14 protein-coding genes and 1 tRNA gene are annotated in these 16,864 nt (G+C 64.8%); 11 read left to right on the forward strand and 4 right to left on the reverse strand.

Annotated elements, in window-relative coordinates:
• Positions 1-376 precede the first annotated feature (376 nt).
• Both FR728_RS06370 and FR728_RS06375 read left to right on the forward strand, forming a co-directional pair.
• A complete protein-coding gene (locus FR728_RS06370; protein ID WP_149891746.1) occupies positions 377-1,189 on the forward strand; it encodes an ABC transporter permease in 813 nt (270 codons plus the stop codon).
• A gap of 38 nt (positions 1,190-1,227) precedes the next feature.
• Positions 1,228-2,655, forward strand: coding sequence for a gamma-aminobutyraldehyde dehydrogenase (locus FR728_RS06375; protein WP_149891747.1), 1,428 nt, complete (start codon positions 1,228-1,230; stop codon positions 2,653-2,655).
• A gap of 897 nt (positions 2,656-3,552) precedes the next feature.
• Here the strand turns inward: FR728_RS06375 and galE are convergent.
• Positions 3,553-4,575, reverse strand: a complete 1,023-nt coding sequence (gene galE / locus FR728_RS06380) for a UDP-glucose 4-epimerase GalE (RefSeq protein WP_149891748.1) — start codon at positions 4,573-4,575, stop codon at positions 3,553-3,555.
• A 233-nt stretch (positions 4,576-4,808) separates the two neighbouring features.
• Between galE and secG the strand changes: the two genes are divergently transcribed.
• From secG to FR728_RS06395, 3 genes are all read left to right on the forward strand, one after another.
• Complete coding sequence (gene secG, locus FR728_RS06385) at positions 4,809-5,189, forward strand: preprotein translocase subunit SecG (RefSeq protein WP_149891749.1); 381 nt, start codon at positions 4,809-4,811, stop codon at positions 5,187-5,189.
• 141 nt (positions 5,190-5,330) lie between these two features.
• Positions 5,331-6,959 carry a CTP synthase gene (locus FR728_RS06390; RefSeq protein WP_149891750.1) on the forward strand — a complete coding sequence of 543 codons (1,629 nt, stop codon included), beginning with the start codon at positions 5,331-5,333 and terminating at the stop codon, positions 6,957-6,959.
• A gap of 239 nt (positions 6,960-7,198) precedes the next feature.
• On the forward strand, positions 7,199-8,020 hold the full coding sequence (locus FR728_RS06395; RefSeq protein ID WP_149891751.1) for a VOC family protein: 822 nt from the start codon (positions 7,199-7,201) through the stop codon (positions 8,018-8,020).
• A 264-nt stretch (positions 8,021-8,284) separates the two neighbouring features.
• Here FR728_RS06395 and FR728_RS06400 read toward each other — a convergent pair.
• A tRNA-Lys gene (locus FR728_RS06400) sits at positions 8,285-8,360 on the reverse strand.
• A gap of 383 nt (positions 8,361-8,743) precedes the next feature.
• On the opposite strand from FR728_RS06400, the gene FR728_RS06405 reads away from it, so the two are divergent.
• Together FR728_RS06405 and FR728_RS06410 are read left to right on the forward strand one after the other, a co-directional pair.
• Positions 8,744-9,040 carry a hypothetical protein gene (locus FR728_RS06405; protein ID WP_208998677.1) on the forward strand — a complete coding sequence of 99 codons (297 nt, stop codon included), beginning with the start codon at positions 8,744-8,746 and terminating at the stop codon, positions 9,038-9,040.
• Between the two features lie 283 nt (positions 9,041-9,323).
• Positions 9,324-10,061, forward strand: a complete 738-nt coding sequence (locus tag FR728_RS06410; RefSeq protein WP_149891752.1) for a cytochrome c biogenesis CcdA family protein — start codon at positions 9,324-9,326, stop codon at positions 10,059-10,061.
• Positions 10,062-10,084: 23 nt separating this feature from the next.
• Here FR728_RS06410 and FR728_RS06415 read toward each other — a convergent pair whose 3' ends face one another.
• Positions 10,085-11,434 carry a hypothetical protein gene (locus tag FR728_RS06415; RefSeq protein ID WP_149891753.1) on the reverse strand — a complete coding sequence of 450 codons (1,350 nt, stop codon included), beginning with the start codon at positions 11,432-11,434 and terminating at the stop codon, positions 10,085-10,087.
• A 215-nt stretch (positions 11,435-11,649) separates the two neighbouring features.
• Between FR728_RS06415 and glmU the strand changes: the two genes are divergently transcribed.
• The 3 genes from glmU to FR728_RS06430 all read left to right on the forward strand — a co-directional run bounded on the left by glmU (position 11,650) and on the right by FR728_RS06430 (position 15,460).
• The gene (gene glmU / locus FR728_RS06420; RefSeq protein WP_149891754.1) at positions 11,650-13,023 is read left to right on the forward strand and encodes a bifunctional UDP-N-acetylglucosamine diphosphorylase/glucosamine-1-phosphate N-acetyltransferase GlmU; all 1,374 of its coding nucleotides are present in this window, start codon (positions 11,650-11,652) and stop codon (positions 13,021-13,023) included.
• A gap of 134 nt (positions 13,024-13,157) precedes the next feature.
• On the forward strand, positions 13,158-14,984 hold the full coding sequence (gene glmS, locus FR728_RS06425) for a glutamine--fructose-6-phosphate transaminase (isomerizing) (RefSeq protein ID WP_149891755.1): 1,827 nt from the start codon (positions 13,158-13,160) through the stop codon (positions 14,982-14,984).
• Entirely contained in the window at positions 14,981-15,460 is a 480-nt protein-coding gene (locus FR728_RS06430; protein WP_149891756.1) for a GNAT family acetyltransferase, read from the forward strand. The genes glmS and FR728_RS06430 overlap by 4 nt, the downstream gene beginning before the upstream one ends.
• Before the next feature lie 79 nt (positions 15,461-15,539).
• Here FR728_RS06430 and FR728_RS06435 read toward each other — a convergent pair whose 3' ends face one another.
• A complete protein-coding gene (locus tag FR728_RS06435) occupies positions 15,540-15,908 on the reverse strand; it encodes a YbaN family protein (RefSeq protein WP_149891757.1) in 369 nt (122 codons plus the stop codon).
• Between the two features lie 189 nt (positions 15,909-16,097).
• On the opposite strand from FR728_RS06435, the gene FR728_RS06440 reads away from it, so the two are divergent.
• A complete protein-coding gene (locus FR728_RS06440; protein ID WP_149891758.1) occupies positions 16,098-16,838 on the forward strand; it encodes a DUF502 domain-containing protein in 741 nt (246 codons plus the stop codon).
• Positions 16,839-16,864 lie beyond the last annotated feature (26 nt).

Here is a 16,864-nt window from a genome sequence, read left to right on the forward strand (position 1 = left end):
GGGCACGTGAGGGGCTCCTGCCGCGGCCACAGGGGATACTGGATCCCTGCCTGCGCAGGGATGACGCCAAGGCGAGACGATCTTTCGACGCCCGCTGCCGTCCCGGACGAAGCGTGAGCGCAGATCCGGGACGCCGCCACCCAGGGTTTGGTCCGCGCCGCAGCAGTCAGGTCCCGGCGCAAGGCCGGGACGGCACAGCGTTGCAGGCGACAGCACAACACCAGCCCCTCCGTCGTCATCCCGGACAGCCTCAGGCTGATCCGGGTCCGGTGAGCCACAGAGACACTTTGGGCGCACCGATCCCGGCTCGTCGCTTGCGCTTGGCCGGGATGATGAAAGCGAGCGTGCTGCAAGATCAATCGGAAAAGGGGCAGTCATGAGCGCGTCCTCCTCCAGGGCCCCGATGGGCCTGAAGATCGCCGCAGGGTTGGGGCTTGCCTTCCTGCACCTGCCCATTGCGCTCATCTTCATCTACGCCTTCACAACCGAGGAGAAGAGCTACCAGTGGCCGCCCCCCGGCCTGACCCTGCGCTGGTTCGAGGTGACCTGGAACCGGCCGGACGTGTGGGAGGCGCTCGTGCTCTCGCTGCAGGTGGCGTCGATCTCCACCCTGATTGCCGTGGTGCTGGGCTCCCTCTGTGCGGCAGCCGTCGCCCGTTCGCGCTTCTTCGGGCGCGAGGCGATCTCCCTCATGGTGATCCTGCCGATCGCCCTGCCGGGGATCATCACCGGCATTGCCCTGCGTTCGGCCTTCCATCTGGCGGAGATCCCGTATTCCATGTGGACCATCATCCTGGGCCACGCGACCTTCTGCGTGGTGGTGGTCTACAACAACGCGGTCGCCCGCTTCCGGCGCACCTCCGCGTCGCTGGTGGAGGCGTCCATGGATCTGGGCGCCAACGGCTTCCAGACCCTGCGCCACGTCATCCTGCCCAATATCGCGACCGCGCTTCTGGCCGGCGGCATGCTGGCCTTCGCCCTGTCCTTCGACGAGGTGATCGTCACCACTTTCACGGCCGGGCAACAGGCGACCCTGCCGATCTGGATGCTGGAAGAGCTGGTGCGCCCGCGCCAGAGACCGGTCACCAATGTGGTGGCCATGGTGGTGGTGCTCGTCACCGCCCTGCCGATCCTCGGCGCCTATTACCTCACCCGGGACGGCGACAAGGTTGCCGGACAGGGCAAGTGAACACGAACCAAGAGACACACAGGACCCGGAGGGTACACATGGACACTCAGATGCTGATCGGCGGCGCCTTCGAGACCGGCACCGAAGCCGAGGAAACCATTCTCAACCCGCGCAATGGCGAGGCGATTCTCGCCTTGCCCGAAGCCTCTCTGGATCAGGTCGAGCGGGCGGTTGCGGCAGCGGAAAAAGCGTTTGCGACCTGGTCGCGCACGACGCCTGCGGAGCGCGCCGGATATCTCCTGAAGATCGCCGACCGGATCGAGGCGGAGGCCGATGGCTTCGCCACGCTGGAAGCGCTCAACTGCGGCAAGCCCATCAACGCGGCCCGCAATGACGAGATCCCCGCCATCGTCGACTGCTATCGCTTCTTTGCCGGCGCGGTGCGCTGCGTTCCGGCCTCTGCCGCAGGCGAATACCTGGCCGGTCACACCTCCATGATCCGCCGCGACCCCATCGGCATCGTCGCCTCCATCGCCCCCTGGAACTATCCGCTGATGATGATGGCCTGGAAGCTTGCCCCGGCCATTGGCGGCGGCAACACGGTCATCTTCAAGCCCTCCGAGCAGACGCCGCTCACCGCCCTGAAGCTGGCGAAAATCCTCGCCGAGGAACTGCCCGAGGGCGTGGTCAACGTGATCCTCGGCCGCGGCGAGAGCGTCGGCAATGCGCTGATCAACCATCCCAAGGTCAACATGATCTCGATTACCGGCGACGTGGCCACCGGCAAGAAAATCATGCAGGCCGCCTCGCGCACCGTGAAGCGCACCCATCTGGAACTGGGAGGCAAGGCCCCGGTCATCGTTCACGACGATGCGGATCTGGAGGCGGTGGTCGCGGGGCTGAAGGCCTTCGGCTATTACAACGCCGGCCAGGACTGCACGGCGGCCTGCCGCATCTATGCGGGGGCGGGGATCTATGACCGGCTGGTGGCCGATCTCTCCAGTGCCGTCTCCTCCATCGTCTTTGCGAACGAGGACGACACGGTCAACGAGATGCCGCCGCTCATTTCCCTGCGCCAGCGCGACAGGGTGGCAAGCTTCGTCGAGCGCGCTCTCGAACAGTCCCACATGGAGGCAACCGCCGGCGGAAAGACCCATGGCGGCAACGGCTTCTACTATCAGCCCACGGTGATCGCGGGGGCGCTGCAGTCCGACGAGATCGTCCGGCGCGAGGTCTTCGGTCCGGTGGTCTCCGTCACCCGTTTCACCGATGAGGAAGAGGCGGTCACCTGGGCCAATGACAGTGACTATGGTCTCGCCTCGTCGGTCTGGACGAAGGACGTCTCCCGGGCGATGAAGACGGCCGCCAGCCTGCGCTATGGCTGCACATGGGTGAACACCCACTTCATGCTGGTGAACGAGATGCCGCACGGCGGCATGAAGCAGTCCGGCTACGGCAAGGACATGTCCCACTACGCGCTCGAGGACTACACCGCCATTCGCCACGTGATGATCGCCCACGGCTAGTGCGGGCGCGTGGTCAGGACGGAGTGCAAACTCTCCCGGGACCGGGAGAGGTCGACGCGAAGCGTCGGGTGAGGGTGGAAGGCTTCGCCCCGGAGGCCAAGTCTGCTTGATGGTGAGGCTCAACCCTCACCCGGAGCGTTGCTCCGACCTCTCCCAGCTTGGGAGAGGTGACGGGGGATGAGCCGTGCGATCCTCACCGTCGTTTTCAATGTGCCTGAACTCCTCCATCGTCATCCCGGCCTTGAGCCGGGACCGGTGAGCCACAGAGAGGCCTTGGGCTCACCGATCCCGGATCTTCGGCGTCCGCCTCGTCCGGGACGACGCCGAGAAGGTGAACGCACCGACCTCTCCGCCGTCCCGGACACAGCGCGAGCGGAGATCCGGGACCTCGCCACCGGCGCCCAGATGGATATGCAGGAGAACGGTTGGTCCCGGCTCAGGGCCGGGACGGCGCGGAACTGTCGGTGGCGGATGCGTCTCAACCCTCACCCGGAGCGTTGCTCCGACCTCTCCCATCTTGGGAGAGGTGACGGGGGATGAGCCGTGCGATCCTCACCGTCGTTTTCAATGTGCCTGAACTCCTCCATCGTCATCCCGGCCTTGAGCCGGGACCGGTGAGCCACAGAGAGGCCTTGGGCTCACCGATCCCGGATCTTCGGCGTCCGCCTCGTCCGGGAGGACGCCGAGAAGGTGAACGTACCGACCTCACCGCCGTCCCGGACGCAGCGCGAGCGGAGATCCGGGACCTCGCCACCGACGCCTATATTGGTTTTCGGGAGAACGGTTGGTCTTGGCTCAGGGCCGGGACAGCGCGGAGAGAAGGGCGACGCTTCGGCTGCCCCCACACCATTGTCATCCAAGACAGCAAGCAGGGGGCTGATCGCTCTGGAGGGGCGCCTAGTCCTCGAAGCCTGTCGGGTTCTTGCAGACCCAGTTCCAGGCGTCCCGGCACATGTCGTCCAGGCCGAAGCGGGCGCGCCAGTCGATGAGATCGGCGGCCTTCTGGGTTTCCGCATAGCATTCGCCCACATCGCCATCCCGGCGCGGGGCGATCTCGAAGGGGATGGGCCGGTTGGTCGCCCGCTCGAAGGCCCGCACCATTTCCAGCACCGTATAGCCCGTGCCGGTTCCCAGATTGACCGTGAAGCAGCGGGTCGCGTCTGCACCCGTCTGCAGAGCCTCATAGGCCTTGAGATGCCCTTCCACCAGATCGACCACGTGGATGTAGTCGCGCAGGCCCGTGCCGTCGCGGGTCTCGTAATCATTGCCATAGACCATGAGCTTTTCGCGCCGACCGCTGGCGACCTGGGCGATGAAGGGGCACAGGTTCTGCGGCACGTCGAGGGGGTTCTCGCCGATCAGCCCGCTTTCATGGGCGCCCACCGGATTGAAATAGCGCAGGATGGCGAAGCGCCACTTGGGGTCGCTGGCCGAAAGATCGTTGAGCAAGTGCTCCGCAATCCGCTTGGTCCGCCCATAGGGCGACATGGGGGCCGCCGGATGGGATTCGGGCACGGGAAGGATCTGCGGCGGGCCGTAGATATTGGCGGAGGACGAGAAGATGAGCTGATGCACGCCCGCCCGCTCCATGGCCGAAAGCAGACGCTGGGTGCCGGTGACATTCACGTCGTAATAGGCCAGCGGATCGCGCAGGGATTCGCCCACCACCTTCAGTCCGGCAAAATGCACCACCGCCGTGCAGCCGTGATCGCGCAGGATGCGCTCCATCGCCGCGCCGTCGCGGATGTCGGCCTGCTCGAAGGCGAGGGACTTGCCGGTGATCCTGGCCACCCGCCGCAGGCTTTCTTCCCGGGCATTCGCCAGATTGTCGACTACCACCACGTCATGGCCCGCCTCCAGAAAGGTCACGCAGGCATGGGAGCCGATGTAGCCGGCGCCGCCGGTGATCAGGATGGTCATGTTGGAGCGGAGCCCGTGTCAGTGCGTGGGTCAGGAAAGGCGAGGGGATCTCGCCCCCTTTCGCCCTGATTTGCCAAGGGATAGCGTCCCCTTGCGTGAATGCCAAGCATGTCCGGGGCACGGGCGTGCAGGCACGCTGGACAGCTCCCCTGCAAAAGCCCACATGAAGGGTGGAAAGCTCCTTCCAACTGGTGTAGAAGGCGGCAAATCTTGATCAAACAGAATGGCCCACGATGGAAACCGTAGTCATCGTTATTCATCTCATGGTCGTGCTGGCGCTGGTGCTGGTCGTCCTGCTGCAACGCTCCGAGGGCGGTGCCCTGGGCATCGGCGGCGGTGGCGGCGGTGGCTTCATGTCCAGCCGCGGCACGGCAAACGTGCTGACCCGTGCGACCGCGATCCTTGCTGCGGTCTTCTTCGTGACCTCCCTCGGCCTCAGCCTGATCGCCGAAATGGGGGATCGTCCGGGCTCGGTTCTGGATCAGCTTCCCGCAAGCACGACCACCGCTCCGGCCACCGGCACCGAAGGCGCGGGCAATGGTCTCCTTGATTCGCTGAAGCAGCAAAGTGAAGAGAGTGCGCCGGCCGGACCTCAGGTCCCGGCAGCCCAGTAAGGGGCGGCATGCGGGCGGCGGGCCGATTGTTCCGTCGCTTCAGCTCTTTATGCCCTGCGGGCCCCGCAGGGCATTTTTGTTGTGTCTAATGAAAACTCACGAGTGGTCAAACAACCCTCGGCAACGATATGATGTGGCTCCATGGCGCGATACATCTTTATCACCGGCGGCGTGGTCTCCTCGCTTGGCAAAGGTTTGGCATCTGCGGCCCTGGGCGCTCTGCTCCAGGCACGCGGATATAAGGTTCGGCTGCGCAAGCTGGATCCCTATCTCAACGTAGATCCGGGCACCATGAGCCCGTATCAGCATGGCGAATGCTTCGTCACCGACGACGGGGCGGAAACCGACCTCGACCTCGGTCACTACGAGCGGTTCACCGGTCGTCCTGCCAACAAGCAGGACAACATCACCACCGGCCGTATCTATCAGGACATCATCGCCAAGGAACGCCGCGGCGATTATCTGGGCGGCACCGTCCAGGTCATTCCCCACGTGACCGACGAGATCAAGAACTTCGTTCTCGACGGCAACGAGGACTATGACTTCGTTCTGGTGGAAATCGGCGGCACCGTCGGCGACATCGAGGGTCTGCCCTTCTTCGAGGCCATCCGTCAGCTCGGCAATGAACTGCCGCGCGGCGATGCGGTCTATGTCCATCTCACCCTGATGCCCTACATTCCGGCAGCCGGCGAGATGAAGACCAAGCCGACCCAGCACTCGGTGAAGGAGCTGCGCTCCATCGGCATCCAGCCGGACATCCTGATGATCCGCTGCGATCGCAAGATCCCCGACAGCGACCGTCGCAAGCTCTCGCTCTTCTGCAACGTGCGCGAAAGCGCCGTCATCCCGGCCTATGACGTCAAGTCCATCTATGACGTGCCGATCGCCTATCACAACGAAGGCCTGGACGACGAGGTCCTGGCAGCCTTCGGCATCAAGGGCGCGCCTGCGCCGGTGCTGGACCGCTGGACCACCATCTCCGAGAAGATCGCCAACCCGGAAGGGGAAGTGAAGATCGCGGTGGTGGGCAAGTACACCGTGCTCAAGGACGCCTACAAGTCCCTGATCGAGGCCCTGGTGCATGGCGGCATCGCCAACAACGTCAAGGTCAACATCGAGTGGATGGAATCGGAAACCTTCGAGAAGGAGGATCCGTCCCCTTATCTGGAAGGCGTCCACGGCATCCTGGTGCCCGGCGGTTTCGGCGAGCGCGGCGCGGAAGGTAAGATTGCCGCCGCCCATTTTGCCCGCACCCGCAAGATCCCCTATTTCGGCATCTGCTTCGGCATGCAGATGGCCGTTCTCGAAGCGGCCCGCAACATGGCCGGCATCAAGGACGCCAGCTCCACCGAATTCGGCCCCGCCAAGGAGCCGGTCGTGGGCCTGATGACCGAATGGTCCAGGGGCAATGCTAGGGAAGTGCGCTCCGAAGACGGCGATCTGGGGGGCACCATGCGCCTCGGCGCCTATCAGGCGGCCCTGAAGCCCGGATCCAGGATTGCGGAAATCTACGGCTCCACCAGCGTCTCCGAACGCCATCGTCACCGCTACGAGGTGAACATCGGCTACCGGGAGCAGCTGGAAGCCTGCGGCCTGAACTTCGCCGGCACTTCTCCGGACGGCGTTCTGCCCGAAACGGTCGAGATCGATGACCATCCCTGGTTCATCGGCGTTCAGTACCACCCGGAACTGAAGTCCCGTCCGTTCGAGCCCCATCCGCTCTTCGCGTCCTTCATCGACGCCGCCATGAAGCAGAGCCGCTTGGTCTGACCAGACCGCGGCTCCTGCCTCGAAATCATGTGAAAGGCCGGCCCTCTGGGTCGGCCTTTTCGTTTGGCTGAGGGGCTTGGAGGAGGGGGTGCCTGCATGCGCAGGACGTGCGCTGACATGCAGCCTGTCCCGTGTTTCTCGTCACTTGGCCTTTGTGTGCCCGGCGCTCTCTGCTATGACCGGCCGCAGAGGGGTCGGGCCGCGCTGGCGGACCCGATGCGAAGCAAGAGGCTGGAAGAATGACCCGGGGACTGGACCATATTGTCGTTGCGGTGCGCGATCTGGAGGCGGCAGGCGCCGCATGGGAAGCGCTCGGTTTCACCGTGACGCCGACCAATCGGCACCCCTGGGGCACCGCCAACAAGCTGGTGCAGCTTGACGGCTTCTTTGTCGAACTTCTGACGGTCGCCGATCCGGAGGGGATCACCGAGGCGACGGAGACGGAGTTCTCCTTCGGCGCCTTCAACCGGGATTTCCTCGCCCGTCGCGAAGGCATTTCCATGCTGGTGGCGCAATCGGAAGGCGCCGAGGCCGACCGGGCCGATTTCGAGCGCCTGGGTCTGAAGACCTGGGCACCCTTCGGCTTCGAGCGGGTGGCCAATCTGCCCGATGGCACCACCGCGCAGGTGGCCTTCGATCTGACCTTTGCCACGGACCCGCACGGTCCGGCTCTGGGCTTCTTCACCTGTCACAACAAGTTCCCGGAACATTTCTGGAAGCCGGCCTTCCAGACCCACGAGAATGGCGCGAAGACGGTCGCGACCCTCTACATGGTGGCCGGTGATCCTTCCGATCATCATGAGTTCCTGGGCGGGTTCATCGGCCAGCGCGAGATGCGCGCGACGAGCCTTGGCCTGGATCTGCCCACGCCGCGCGGTCTGATCCGTGTGGTGACCGAGGACGCTTACGCCTATCTCCTGGGCGAGCCGGCACGCGTGTCCCTGCCGGACGAGCGGCCCTGCTTCGCCGCCCTCGAGATCGCCTGCGAAGGGCTGCTCACCCGTCAGGTGATCCCCGCCGGGCAGCTGCACGGCATGACGCTTATCCTCACCCCCGCCTGATCCGGCGGCTTAGCCTGGGGAAACCCCGCTGCAAATGCTCTGGATATCCGGGTGGCTGACACCCGGAACAACCTGTGCACAAGCGTGAGGACGGCCTGTGGATCCCCTTTGGTACAACCTGTGGCCAGAGGCTGGGAGATCCTGTGCGAAAGCCTGTTGGCGGCCTGTGCTCAACCCGCGTACATCCTGTGGACAAGATGTGGATAGTCGGAACGCGCCAACGCATGTTTGCGCCTGCGACCATTCTGTCTTCGGGGAGGGGAGTGGTGAGCCGACAGGGGTTCGAACCCTGGACCTACTGATTAAAAGTCAGTTGCTCTACCAGCTGAGCTATCGGCTCCCGAAGGGGTTCCGGATGCTGGACGGGTCTGGTGACGTCCGTCGTCGTTGCCCTCCGGAATGGCCGTGTGTTTAAGCGCCGAGCGCGAACGATGCAAGCCAAAAATCCTCTTTCGCCCAGCTCGTCTGTTGATGACTGCGCGAATGCCCCGACTTGACGAAAAAACGCCGAGTCACGTAGGGTCATTTTTATTGTTCGTGTCGTATTTTAATCTTGTTTTCATCCGGCCCTAAGCAGATCCGACCAAGGTCGTTCGACGGATATGGTCAACCCTCGGATTTGTTGTATCCTTTCGGCTGTTTAGTGCCGAATGAACCTTGATCAACGGGGTCGTTCCTTTTTGTCCGGCGTGAGGGGAAACGTGCTGGACCAGCGAGGGTTATATGTACGAGAACACCGCCGAAATGCGAACGAGCTCGATGGAGCTCGAATTCGTGAAGGGGCACATTGCCGCCACGATGACGCTCATTCACGCGATGATCGACCAGAAGGTCATGGATCGCGATCGTCTGGATGATTTTTTTGCCGGCTTCATCAGCCAGCTGCCTCACAATCGCGACACGCTGGGCTTGCGTCTCGTGCTCGACCAGTGGCGCCAGGGACTGCGCGACGGTCGCGAGGAGCAGGAGCTGCGCGAAACCCTCTTCGAAGTGATCAACGGTGGGCGTCACCAGGGCTGAGCCCGGAACCACCGCGACACGGATCAAGGCCTCGGACCCATGGGATGCCCCATCGGGTCCGAGGCCTTTTTTGCGTACGCCTGCGTCTCGGGACGCTGTGGCAGGAGAGGATGGGTCGGCCGGACGCTGCAAGGCACTCAAGGGTGCCGGTGCGTGGTGCCGGATGACCGGAACTTGATCGGGCCGTGACAGTCGGGCGCAGGTCCGAAGCTTGCACCCGTCCCATCGCCTCTTTATCTGTGGGCCCAGCAAGTCCCTGTCCTTCAATCGGAATGCCGACGCCATGCTGCAGGATCTCACCCTCTGGGGAGCCGTCTTTGCCGGTCTCCTGTCCTTTGTCTCTCCCTGCGTCCTGCCGCTGGTGCCACCCTATCTCGGCTTCCTCGCCGGTGTGTCCCTTGACGAGTTGCGCGCGGGCGATGCCAGGGCCGATGTGTCGCGGCGGGTCTTCTTTGCCGCGCTGGCCTTTGTCGCGGGCTTTTCCACCGTCTTCATCGCGCTGGGGGCAAGTGCCAGCGTCGTCGGGCAGTTCCTGGCCTGGTACCGGGATATCTTCACCTGGATCGCCGGGGGGCTCATCATTCTGATGGGCCTGCATTTCCTCGGTGCCTTCCGCATCGGGCTGCTCTACCGTGAGGCACGCATCCAAGTGGAGCGCAAGCCGGCCGGGTTGCTGGGGGCCTATTTCATCGGATTGGCCTTCGCCTTCGGCTGGACCCCCTGCATCGGGCCGATCCTGGCCGCGATCCTGACGGTGGCAAGCTCCAAGGCAAGTGTCGCGCAAGGGGTGATCCTGCTTGCCGCCTATGCGCTGGGACTGGCCATTCCCTTCCTGCTGGCTGCCGCCTTTGCCCGGCCGTTCCTCGGCCTGATGCAGCGCTTCCGTCGTCACATGGGCGTGGTGGAGAAGGTGATGGGCGTCTTCCTGATCCTCACCGGCATCGCTTTGCTCTTCGGCGTCTTCACCAGCTTCTCTGCCCTGCTGCAGGAGTGGTTCCCGGTCCTGACCGAGATCGGCTGAGGGGCTTCAGAAATGAGGTACGCTCAGTTGGCGGCCTGAAGGGCCGTGCCCTCGCGCGGTGCGAGCGGCAGCGCATCTCCGGCAAACAGCGTCGGATAGCAATGATCGCCCGCCGTCTTCAGCTTCAGGCAGGCCACGGTCGCATCCGCCGCATTGGCAAAGGGGCCGACCAGCAGGTCGGTCTTGCCCGGGCTCAGCATGGAGGCGGCCGTGCGCGCGCTCAGCTCCAGCGAGCCGAGACGCTCTCCGTTTTCCGACAGGAAAGACTGCCACGCGATTGTCGCGTCATCGGGCTTGTCCAGATGGGCCACCACAACGGCAAAATCCGTGCGGCTGATCGGCCCGGGGGCAGACGAAAGGGATCGGCCCGCCGGCCGGGATACCTGAACGCGCATGGCGTCGCGTGCGTCCTGTTCGATGTCGGCGGCGTCCTGCGGGATCGATGCGGTCGATACCGGGTCGTCGGCATCCGCCTCCGGTAAGGCTTGCGGCACAAAGGCCACCTGCGTCTGCGGGGCGGGCGGCAGGTCGGCGGAGGGAAGCTGGACGAGACGCACCGGGCGCGGTGCGGGGGCGGGAGCGCCCGACCCTTCGCCCTTGTTGGCTCCGCGCGGCAGTTCCGACAGTTTCAGGAAAGGGCCTTCCCGGGTTTCTGGGGCCGGAATGGATTCGATGCGCGAGCGAACCGAGTCCCGGTCATCGTCGCCGGCGAGACCGCTTTCAGGCGCGGGAACCACACCAGCCTGCGGCTGGATCTGGCGTACGCTGGCCGGATTCGCGACGGCCCTGGGCGCGCTCGTGCGGGCCGCATCGGCCGCGGTCGGGCGCGGAACCGGAGCGCCGGCAGGGGCTGAGATCTCTCTTGCGGACGGCGTGGCAAGCCTCGCGGTGGAGGCCGTGCCTGAGGCCGCGTCAGCGCGCGTTGCGTCATCTGCGCCCTTCACCACGTCTTCCAGGGCGGCAAGCCTTCGGCTGTAGGCGCCATTCTGCTCGCTCATCACCGCAAGGCGCCGGCGCAGGGAGACGATTTCCTTTTGCAGGGTTTCCAGATGCGCGCTCGCGGACGGATCGAGGGAGCTGCCAGTGCCAGGTCGGCCATAGACCCCGATCGAGACATCCTGCCCGTTCAGCCCGATGGAGGCCGTCGAGGTGACGGGGCTGGCATCGGGAAGTCGCAGTCCGGCATAGGGTGTGCCGGGAGGAAGCCGGAAGGGCGAGGGGGCACCGGGCGCCGTGAACTGCACGGCCGACAGCCCAGCCAGACCGCAGAGCGTGGCGGCAAACGCCCAGCCAAGCACGGTGAGCCGCTGGGATGTCAGCGTCTCCCGGGCGTGGCGTCGTCGTGACGCTTTGCGGGCGGGTTTCTCGGGCACGGTGTCTTTCGGTCCGGATCAGGCGAATCTTGTAGCGTAATCTTGGCCATCTGACTTCAATTATGGTTAACGAACAAGAATGAGTGGGGGGAAAGGCGGAAAGTCTTTCAATGTCTTGTGGATCGGGGCATACAGGCTGGCGACAAGGGCTCCGGCGGGCGCAAGGCCGCGTCGCCGGAGACGGGGACCGAAGCGTAATGCAGGGGACGACACGCATGACCGAGCGCAGCTTTCTTCCGATCGTTCTGGGAGCCGGACTGGGCACGCGCATGCGCTCCGACCTGCCCAAGGTGCTGCACGAAATCGGCAACCTGCCGCTTGTCGGCCATGTGCTGAAGGCACTCGCCGAGGCAGGTGCGCAAGCCCCGGCCGTGGTGATCGGTCCCGACATGCCGGCCCTCGAGGCTGCCGTGACGCGCATTGCCCCGCAGGCGCGCTGCTTCGTTCAGGTGGACCGGCTGGGCACTGCCCATGCCGCCCTTGCCGCACGTCCCGCCCTGGAAGAGGGTGCCGACGACGTGCTGGTGCTTTTCGGCGACACGCCGCTTGTCACCGCTGAAACCATTTCCCGCGTCCGGGCCGAACTGGCCGCTGGCGCCGATGTGGCCGTGCTGGGATTCGAGGCTGCCAATCCCTTCGGCTATGGCCGACTTCTCATGCGCGACGGCCGGCTGGTCGCCATCCGCGAGGAAAAGGACGCAAGCCCTGAGGAGCGCGCCGTCACCTTCTGCAATTCCGGCATCATGGGCTTCCGCGGCGCCGTCGCGCTCGATCTCATGGTCGCCATCGGCAACGCCAATGCCAAGGGCGAATATTACCTGACCGACGCGGTGGAAATCGCCAATGCATGCGGTCTTGCCGTGGTGGCCGTGGCCGCCGACGAGGAAGAGGTGCAGGGCATCAACACCCGCGTCCAGCTCTCCGCCTGCGAGGCCGTGTTCCAGAAGCGCGCCCGCCTGGCCGCCATGGAGGCTGGCGTCACCCTTCAGGCGCCGGACACCGTCTTCTTCTCCCATGACACGGCACTTGGCGCCGATGTTCTGGTGGAGCCTAACGTCGTCTTCGGTCCCGGCGTGCGCGTCGAGAGCGGTACCCGGATCCGGGCCTTCTCCCATCTGGAAGGGGCCGAGGTTGGTGCCGGTGTCACCATGGGCCCCTATGCCCGTCTGCGTCCCGGTGCAAGGCTTGCAGAGGGCGTGCACGTGGGCAATTTCGTCGAGATCAAGCAGGCGACCGTGGAGACCGGCGCCAAGGTCAATCACCTCACCTATATCGGCGATGCCCATGTGGGGGCCGGCTCCAACATCGGCGCAGGCACCATCACCTGCAATTACGATGGCTACGGCAAGCACCTCACCGTCATCGGCAAGGGCAGCTTCATCGGCTCCAACGCCACGCTCGTGGCCCCGCTCACCCTGGGCGACGGGGTCTATGTGGCGGCCGGCAGCACGGTGACGGCGGATGTGGACGCCGACGCGCTGGTCATCGGTCGCGGCCGCCAGACCGACAAGCCCGGCAAGGCGGCGGAACTGCGCGCCCGCTTCAAGGCGGCCAAGGCCGCCAAGGTGGCCGAAAGCGCCCGGGACTGACAGCGGCGGCGCCGCGCTTCACTTTAACCAATCGACACCGCAGCCCTGTCATGAACTGAAACAGGGTTTGATTTCGCTTTCGCAGCGCACACGCTTAAAGCGATACTATCAATTTTCACAAGGGTTACGTCTTCATGTGTGGCATCGTCGGTATTCTGGGACAAACGGAAGTGGCACCGCGTCTGGTGGATGCGCTGAAGCGGCTGGAATACCGCGGCTATGACTCTGCCGGGGTCGCCGTCCTGATCGACGGCAAGCTGGAGCGCCGCCGCGAGGAAGGCAAGCTGCGCAATCTGGATGCGGCCCTCGAGCGCTTGCCGCTGGCCGGCACATCCGGGATCGGCCATACCCGCTGGGCCACCCATGGCGGCCCGAGCACCCGCAATGCCCACCCCCATGTGGCTGGCCGCGTGGCCGTGGTGCACAACGGCATCATCGAGAACTACCTGGAACTGCGCGCGGAGATCGAAACCTTCGGTGCCGTTCCGGAGAGCGACACCGACACGGAGATGGTCGCCCATCTGGTCAACCGTCAGCTGGAGCTGGGCAAGACCCCGCGCGAGGCCGTGGCCGAAGTCCTGCCGCGCCTGCACGGCGCCTTTGCGCTCGCCTTCCTCTTTGCCGGCGAGGAAGACCTCCTGATCGGCGCCCGCAAGGGATCGCCGCTGGCCGTCGGCCACGGGGATGGCGAGATGTTCTTCGGTTCCGATGCCATCGCGCTGTCGCCCTTTACCGACCGCATTACCTATCTGGAAGAAGGCGACTGGGCGGTCCTCACGCGCAGCTCCGTCGAGATCTTCGACGCGGCCAATGCGCCCGTGACCCGCGCGGAGTCCCGCTCCTCAGTGACGGCTGCCCTCATGGACAAGGGCAACTACCGCCACTTCATGGCCAAGGAAATCCACGAGCAGCCGGAAGTTCTCGGCCACACCCTGAGCCGCTACATTGACTTCGGCGCCCGCAAGGCCGCCGTCCCGGGGATCGAGCATGCCGGCTTCGACAAGATCAACCGGCTGATCATTTCTGCTTGCGGCACGGCCTATATCGCCGGGCTGGTGGCCAAATACTGGTTCGAGAAATACGCCCGACTGCCGGTGGAAATCGACGTGGCCTCCGAGTTCCGCTACCGGGAAACCCCGGTCAGCGACGGCGAGTTCGCGCTCTTCATCTCCCAGTCCGGCGAAACCGCCGACACGCTGGCCTCCCTGCGCTACTGCAAGGAAAACGGCGCGCGCATCGGTGCCGTCGTCAATGTGCCGGAAAGCACCATCGCCCGTGAGGCCGATGTCGTCTTCCAGACCATCGCCGGCCCGGAAATCGGCGTGGCCTCCACCAAGGCCTTCACCTGCCAGCTGGCGGTTCTGGCCGTCCTGGCCGTGCAGGCCGGCCGCATTCGCGGCACGCTGAGCGCCGAACAGGAAGCCTCCCTCATCGGCGCCCTCACGGAAGTTCCGGGCTATGCGGTCCAGGCGCTGAAGCGCGAGGTGGACGTGGAGCGTCTGTCCCAGTCCCTCGCCAAGGCCTCGAACGCGCTCTATCTCGGACGCGGCACCAACTTCCCGCTTGCGCTCGAAGGGGCGTTGAAGCTGAAGGAACTGTCCTACATCCACGCGGAAGGCTATGCGGCCGGTGAGCTGAAGCACGGGCCCATCGCCCTGATCGACGAGAACATGCCGGTCTTCGTCATCGCTCCCCATGACAGCATCTATGCCAAGACCGTGTCGAACATGCAGGAAGTGGCCGCCCGCGGCGGTCGCATCGTGCTGATCACCGACGCCAAGGGCGCGGCAGAGAGCGGTGACACCGCCGGCAACGTGGTCGTCATGCCGGACGTGCCGGAAATCGTCGCGCCGATCATCTATGCCCTGCCGGTGCAGATGATTTCCTATCATACGGCCGTCTTCATGGGCACGGACGTGGACCAGCCGCGCAATCTTGCCAAGTCGGTGACGGTGGAATGACCGACAGCTCTGCCGCGAGCTCTGCCGCGCCCGCCACAGGGGCGTGGCCGGACGGCGTGCGGAAGGTGACGTTTGCGCCCGCGCACCGGGACGGGGTCAAGGCCCTGTGGGAGGCCTGCGGCCTGGTTCGCCCGTGGAACGACCCGGACAAGGACATCGACCGGAAGCTGACCGACACCCAGGGGCGCTTCTGGCTGCTGCTGAGTGGCGAGACCGTCGTGGGCTCGGTCATGGTCGGCTACGATGGGCACCGTGGCTCCATCTACTATCTCGCCATCGATCCGGCCTGTCAGGGGCAGGGCCTCGGCCGGCACCTCATGGCCGACTGCGAGGCCTTTCTGTTCGACCTCGGCTGCCCGAAGGTCAATCTCATGGTGCGCCGGGGCAACGAGAAGGTCGTCGGCTTCTATGAGGATCAGGGCTTTTCGGAAGATCAGGCGATGGTCCTCGGCAAGCGGCTCATTCCGGACATTTGAGGCCCGACATCTGAGGCCAGACATGTGAGGCCCGATAGGTGAGGTGAAGCGCGCCCGCCGGCGAGATCCGCTCTTCCCCTCAGCCGGCCGGATGGGACGGACGCGACAGCACATATCCGGCGCAGGCGGCAATCACGCCCGCGGCGACAAGCGCCCACAGGGCCCGCGGCTGGCTGCCGAAATAGAAGACCCCGTAACCCAGCGCCATGCCGCCCACCGCCATCATCTTGGCCTTCGGGGGGATCACCCCGTTTTCGCGCCAGGCGACCACCATCGGTCCGAAGCGCGGATGGTCGAGAATGCGCGCCTCCAGCTCCGGCGAGGAGCGCGCGAAACAGGCGGCCGCGAGAATGAAGAAGATCGTCGTTGGCAACAGGGGCAATATCGCGCCCAGAATGCCGAGCCCGACACAGGCCACGCCCAATGCCTTGAATGTTGTGCGCCGCACGCACCTGCCTCCAGAACACGCAAGCGGACGCGGGAGGGCGCCCAAAATTAATCCGTTCAGGCCTGTTCGAAACCTGATAGGAACTCCTATCTATAGGACTTGTTCGTCAAAAGCGAACCCCCGCACCGGCAAATGAAGCCGGAGCGGCAATGTGGCAGGCTCACAGGAAGGCCTTCGGACCCGATCACCATGCGCAAAGACCCCGCCGCCGATCCGGCAGCTCCCGTTCCCCACAAGACCCGCTTCGCGACGCGGCTCCGCAACTATTTCCTGACCGGCCTCGTGATTGCCGGCCCCATCGGCATCACCCTCTGGCTCACCTGGACCTTCATCCAGTGGGTCGATGGCTGGGTCAAGCCGATCATTCCGCACACCTACAATCCGGACACCTATCTGCCGTTCCCGGTGCCGGGCTTCGGTCTGGTGACGGCCATCGTGCTGCTCACCATCATCGGGTTCCTCGCCGCCAACTTCCTCGGCCGCTCCATGCTGTCCTTCGGCGAGCGGCTGGTGAACCGCATGCCCCTGGTGCGCAATCTCTACAGCGGCCTCAAGCAGATCTTCGAGACGGTGCTGAACGAGCGTGGAAGCTCCTTCTCCAAGGCCGCCCTCATCCAGTATCCCCGTCCGGGTCTGTGGGCGATCGTCTTCATTTCCACCGAGACCAAGGGCGAGATCGCCCGCAAGCTGCGCGACAAGGCCGACACGGTCTCCGTCTTCCTGCCCACCACGCCGAACCCGACCTCCGGCTTCCTGCTTTTCGTGCCCAAGTCGGAAGTGATGGAACTGACCATGACGGTGGAAGACGCCGCCAAGCTGATCATTTCCGCCGGTCTGGTGAACCCGTCCTATCCGGAAGCGCTGGAAGACTTCATCGAGGATCCCAAGAAGCGCGCCACTCACACCGCCCGCCAGCCGGAAGAGGCGTAACAGGGCCGAGCGGAAGCGGCTTCTCG

The sequence above is a fragment of the Roseibium aestuarii genome (assembly GCF_008477545.1).
Lineage (GTDB): Bacteria > Pseudomonadota > Alphaproteobacteria > Rhizobiales > Stappiaceae > Roseibium > Roseibium aestuarii.

What these genes read in the sequence shown, in the direction of transcription:
- FR728_RS06370 (WP_149891746.1), top strand. Translation starts at nt 377, where the DNA reads ATGAGCGCGTCCTCCTCCAGGGCCCCGATGGGCCTGAAGATCGCCGCA.
- FR728_RS06375 (WP_149891747.1), top strand. Translation starts at nt 1,228, where the DNA reads ATGGACACTCAGATGCTGATCGGCGGCGCCTTCGAGACCGGCACCGAA.
- galE (WP_149891748.1), bottom strand. Translation starts at nt 4,575, where the DNA reads ATGACCATCCTGATCACCGGCGGCGCCGGCTACATCGGCTCCCATGCC.
- secG (WP_149891749.1), top strand. Translation starts at nt 4,809, where the DNA reads ATGGAAACCGTAGTCATCGTTATTCATCTCATGGTCGTGCTGGCGCTG.
- FR728_RS06390 (WP_149891750.1), top strand. Translation starts at nt 5,331, where the DNA reads ATGGCGCGATACATCTTTATCACCGGCGGCGTGGTCTCCTCGCTTGGC.
- FR728_RS06395 (WP_149891751.1), top strand. Translation starts at nt 7,199, where the DNA reads ATGACCCGGGGACTGGACCATATTGTCGTTGCGGTGCGCGATCTGGAG.
- FR728_RS06405 (WP_208998677.1), top strand. Translation starts at nt 8,744, where the DNA reads ATGTACGAGAACACCGCCGAAATGCGAACGAGCTCGATGGAGCTCGAA.
- FR728_RS06410 (WP_149891752.1), top strand. Translation starts at nt 9,324, where the DNA reads ATGCTGCAGGATCTCACCCTCTGGGGAGCCGTCTTTGCCGGTCTCCTG.
- glmU (WP_149891754.1), top strand. Translation starts at nt 11,650, where the DNA reads ATGACCGAGCGCAGCTTTCTTCCGATCGTTCTGGGAGCCGGACTGGGC.
- glmS (WP_149891755.1), top strand. Translation starts at nt 13,158, where the DNA reads ATGTGTGGCATCGTCGGTATTCTGGGACAAACGGAAGTGGCACCGCGT.
- FR728_RS06430 (WP_149891756.1), top strand. Translation starts at nt 14,981, where the DNA reads ATGACCGACAGCTCTGCCGCGAGCTCTGCCGCGCCCGCCACAGGGGCG.
- FR728_RS06440 (WP_149891758.1), top strand. Translation starts at nt 16,098, where the DNA reads ATGCGCAAAGACCCCGCCGCCGATCCGGCAGCTCCCGTTCCCCACAAG.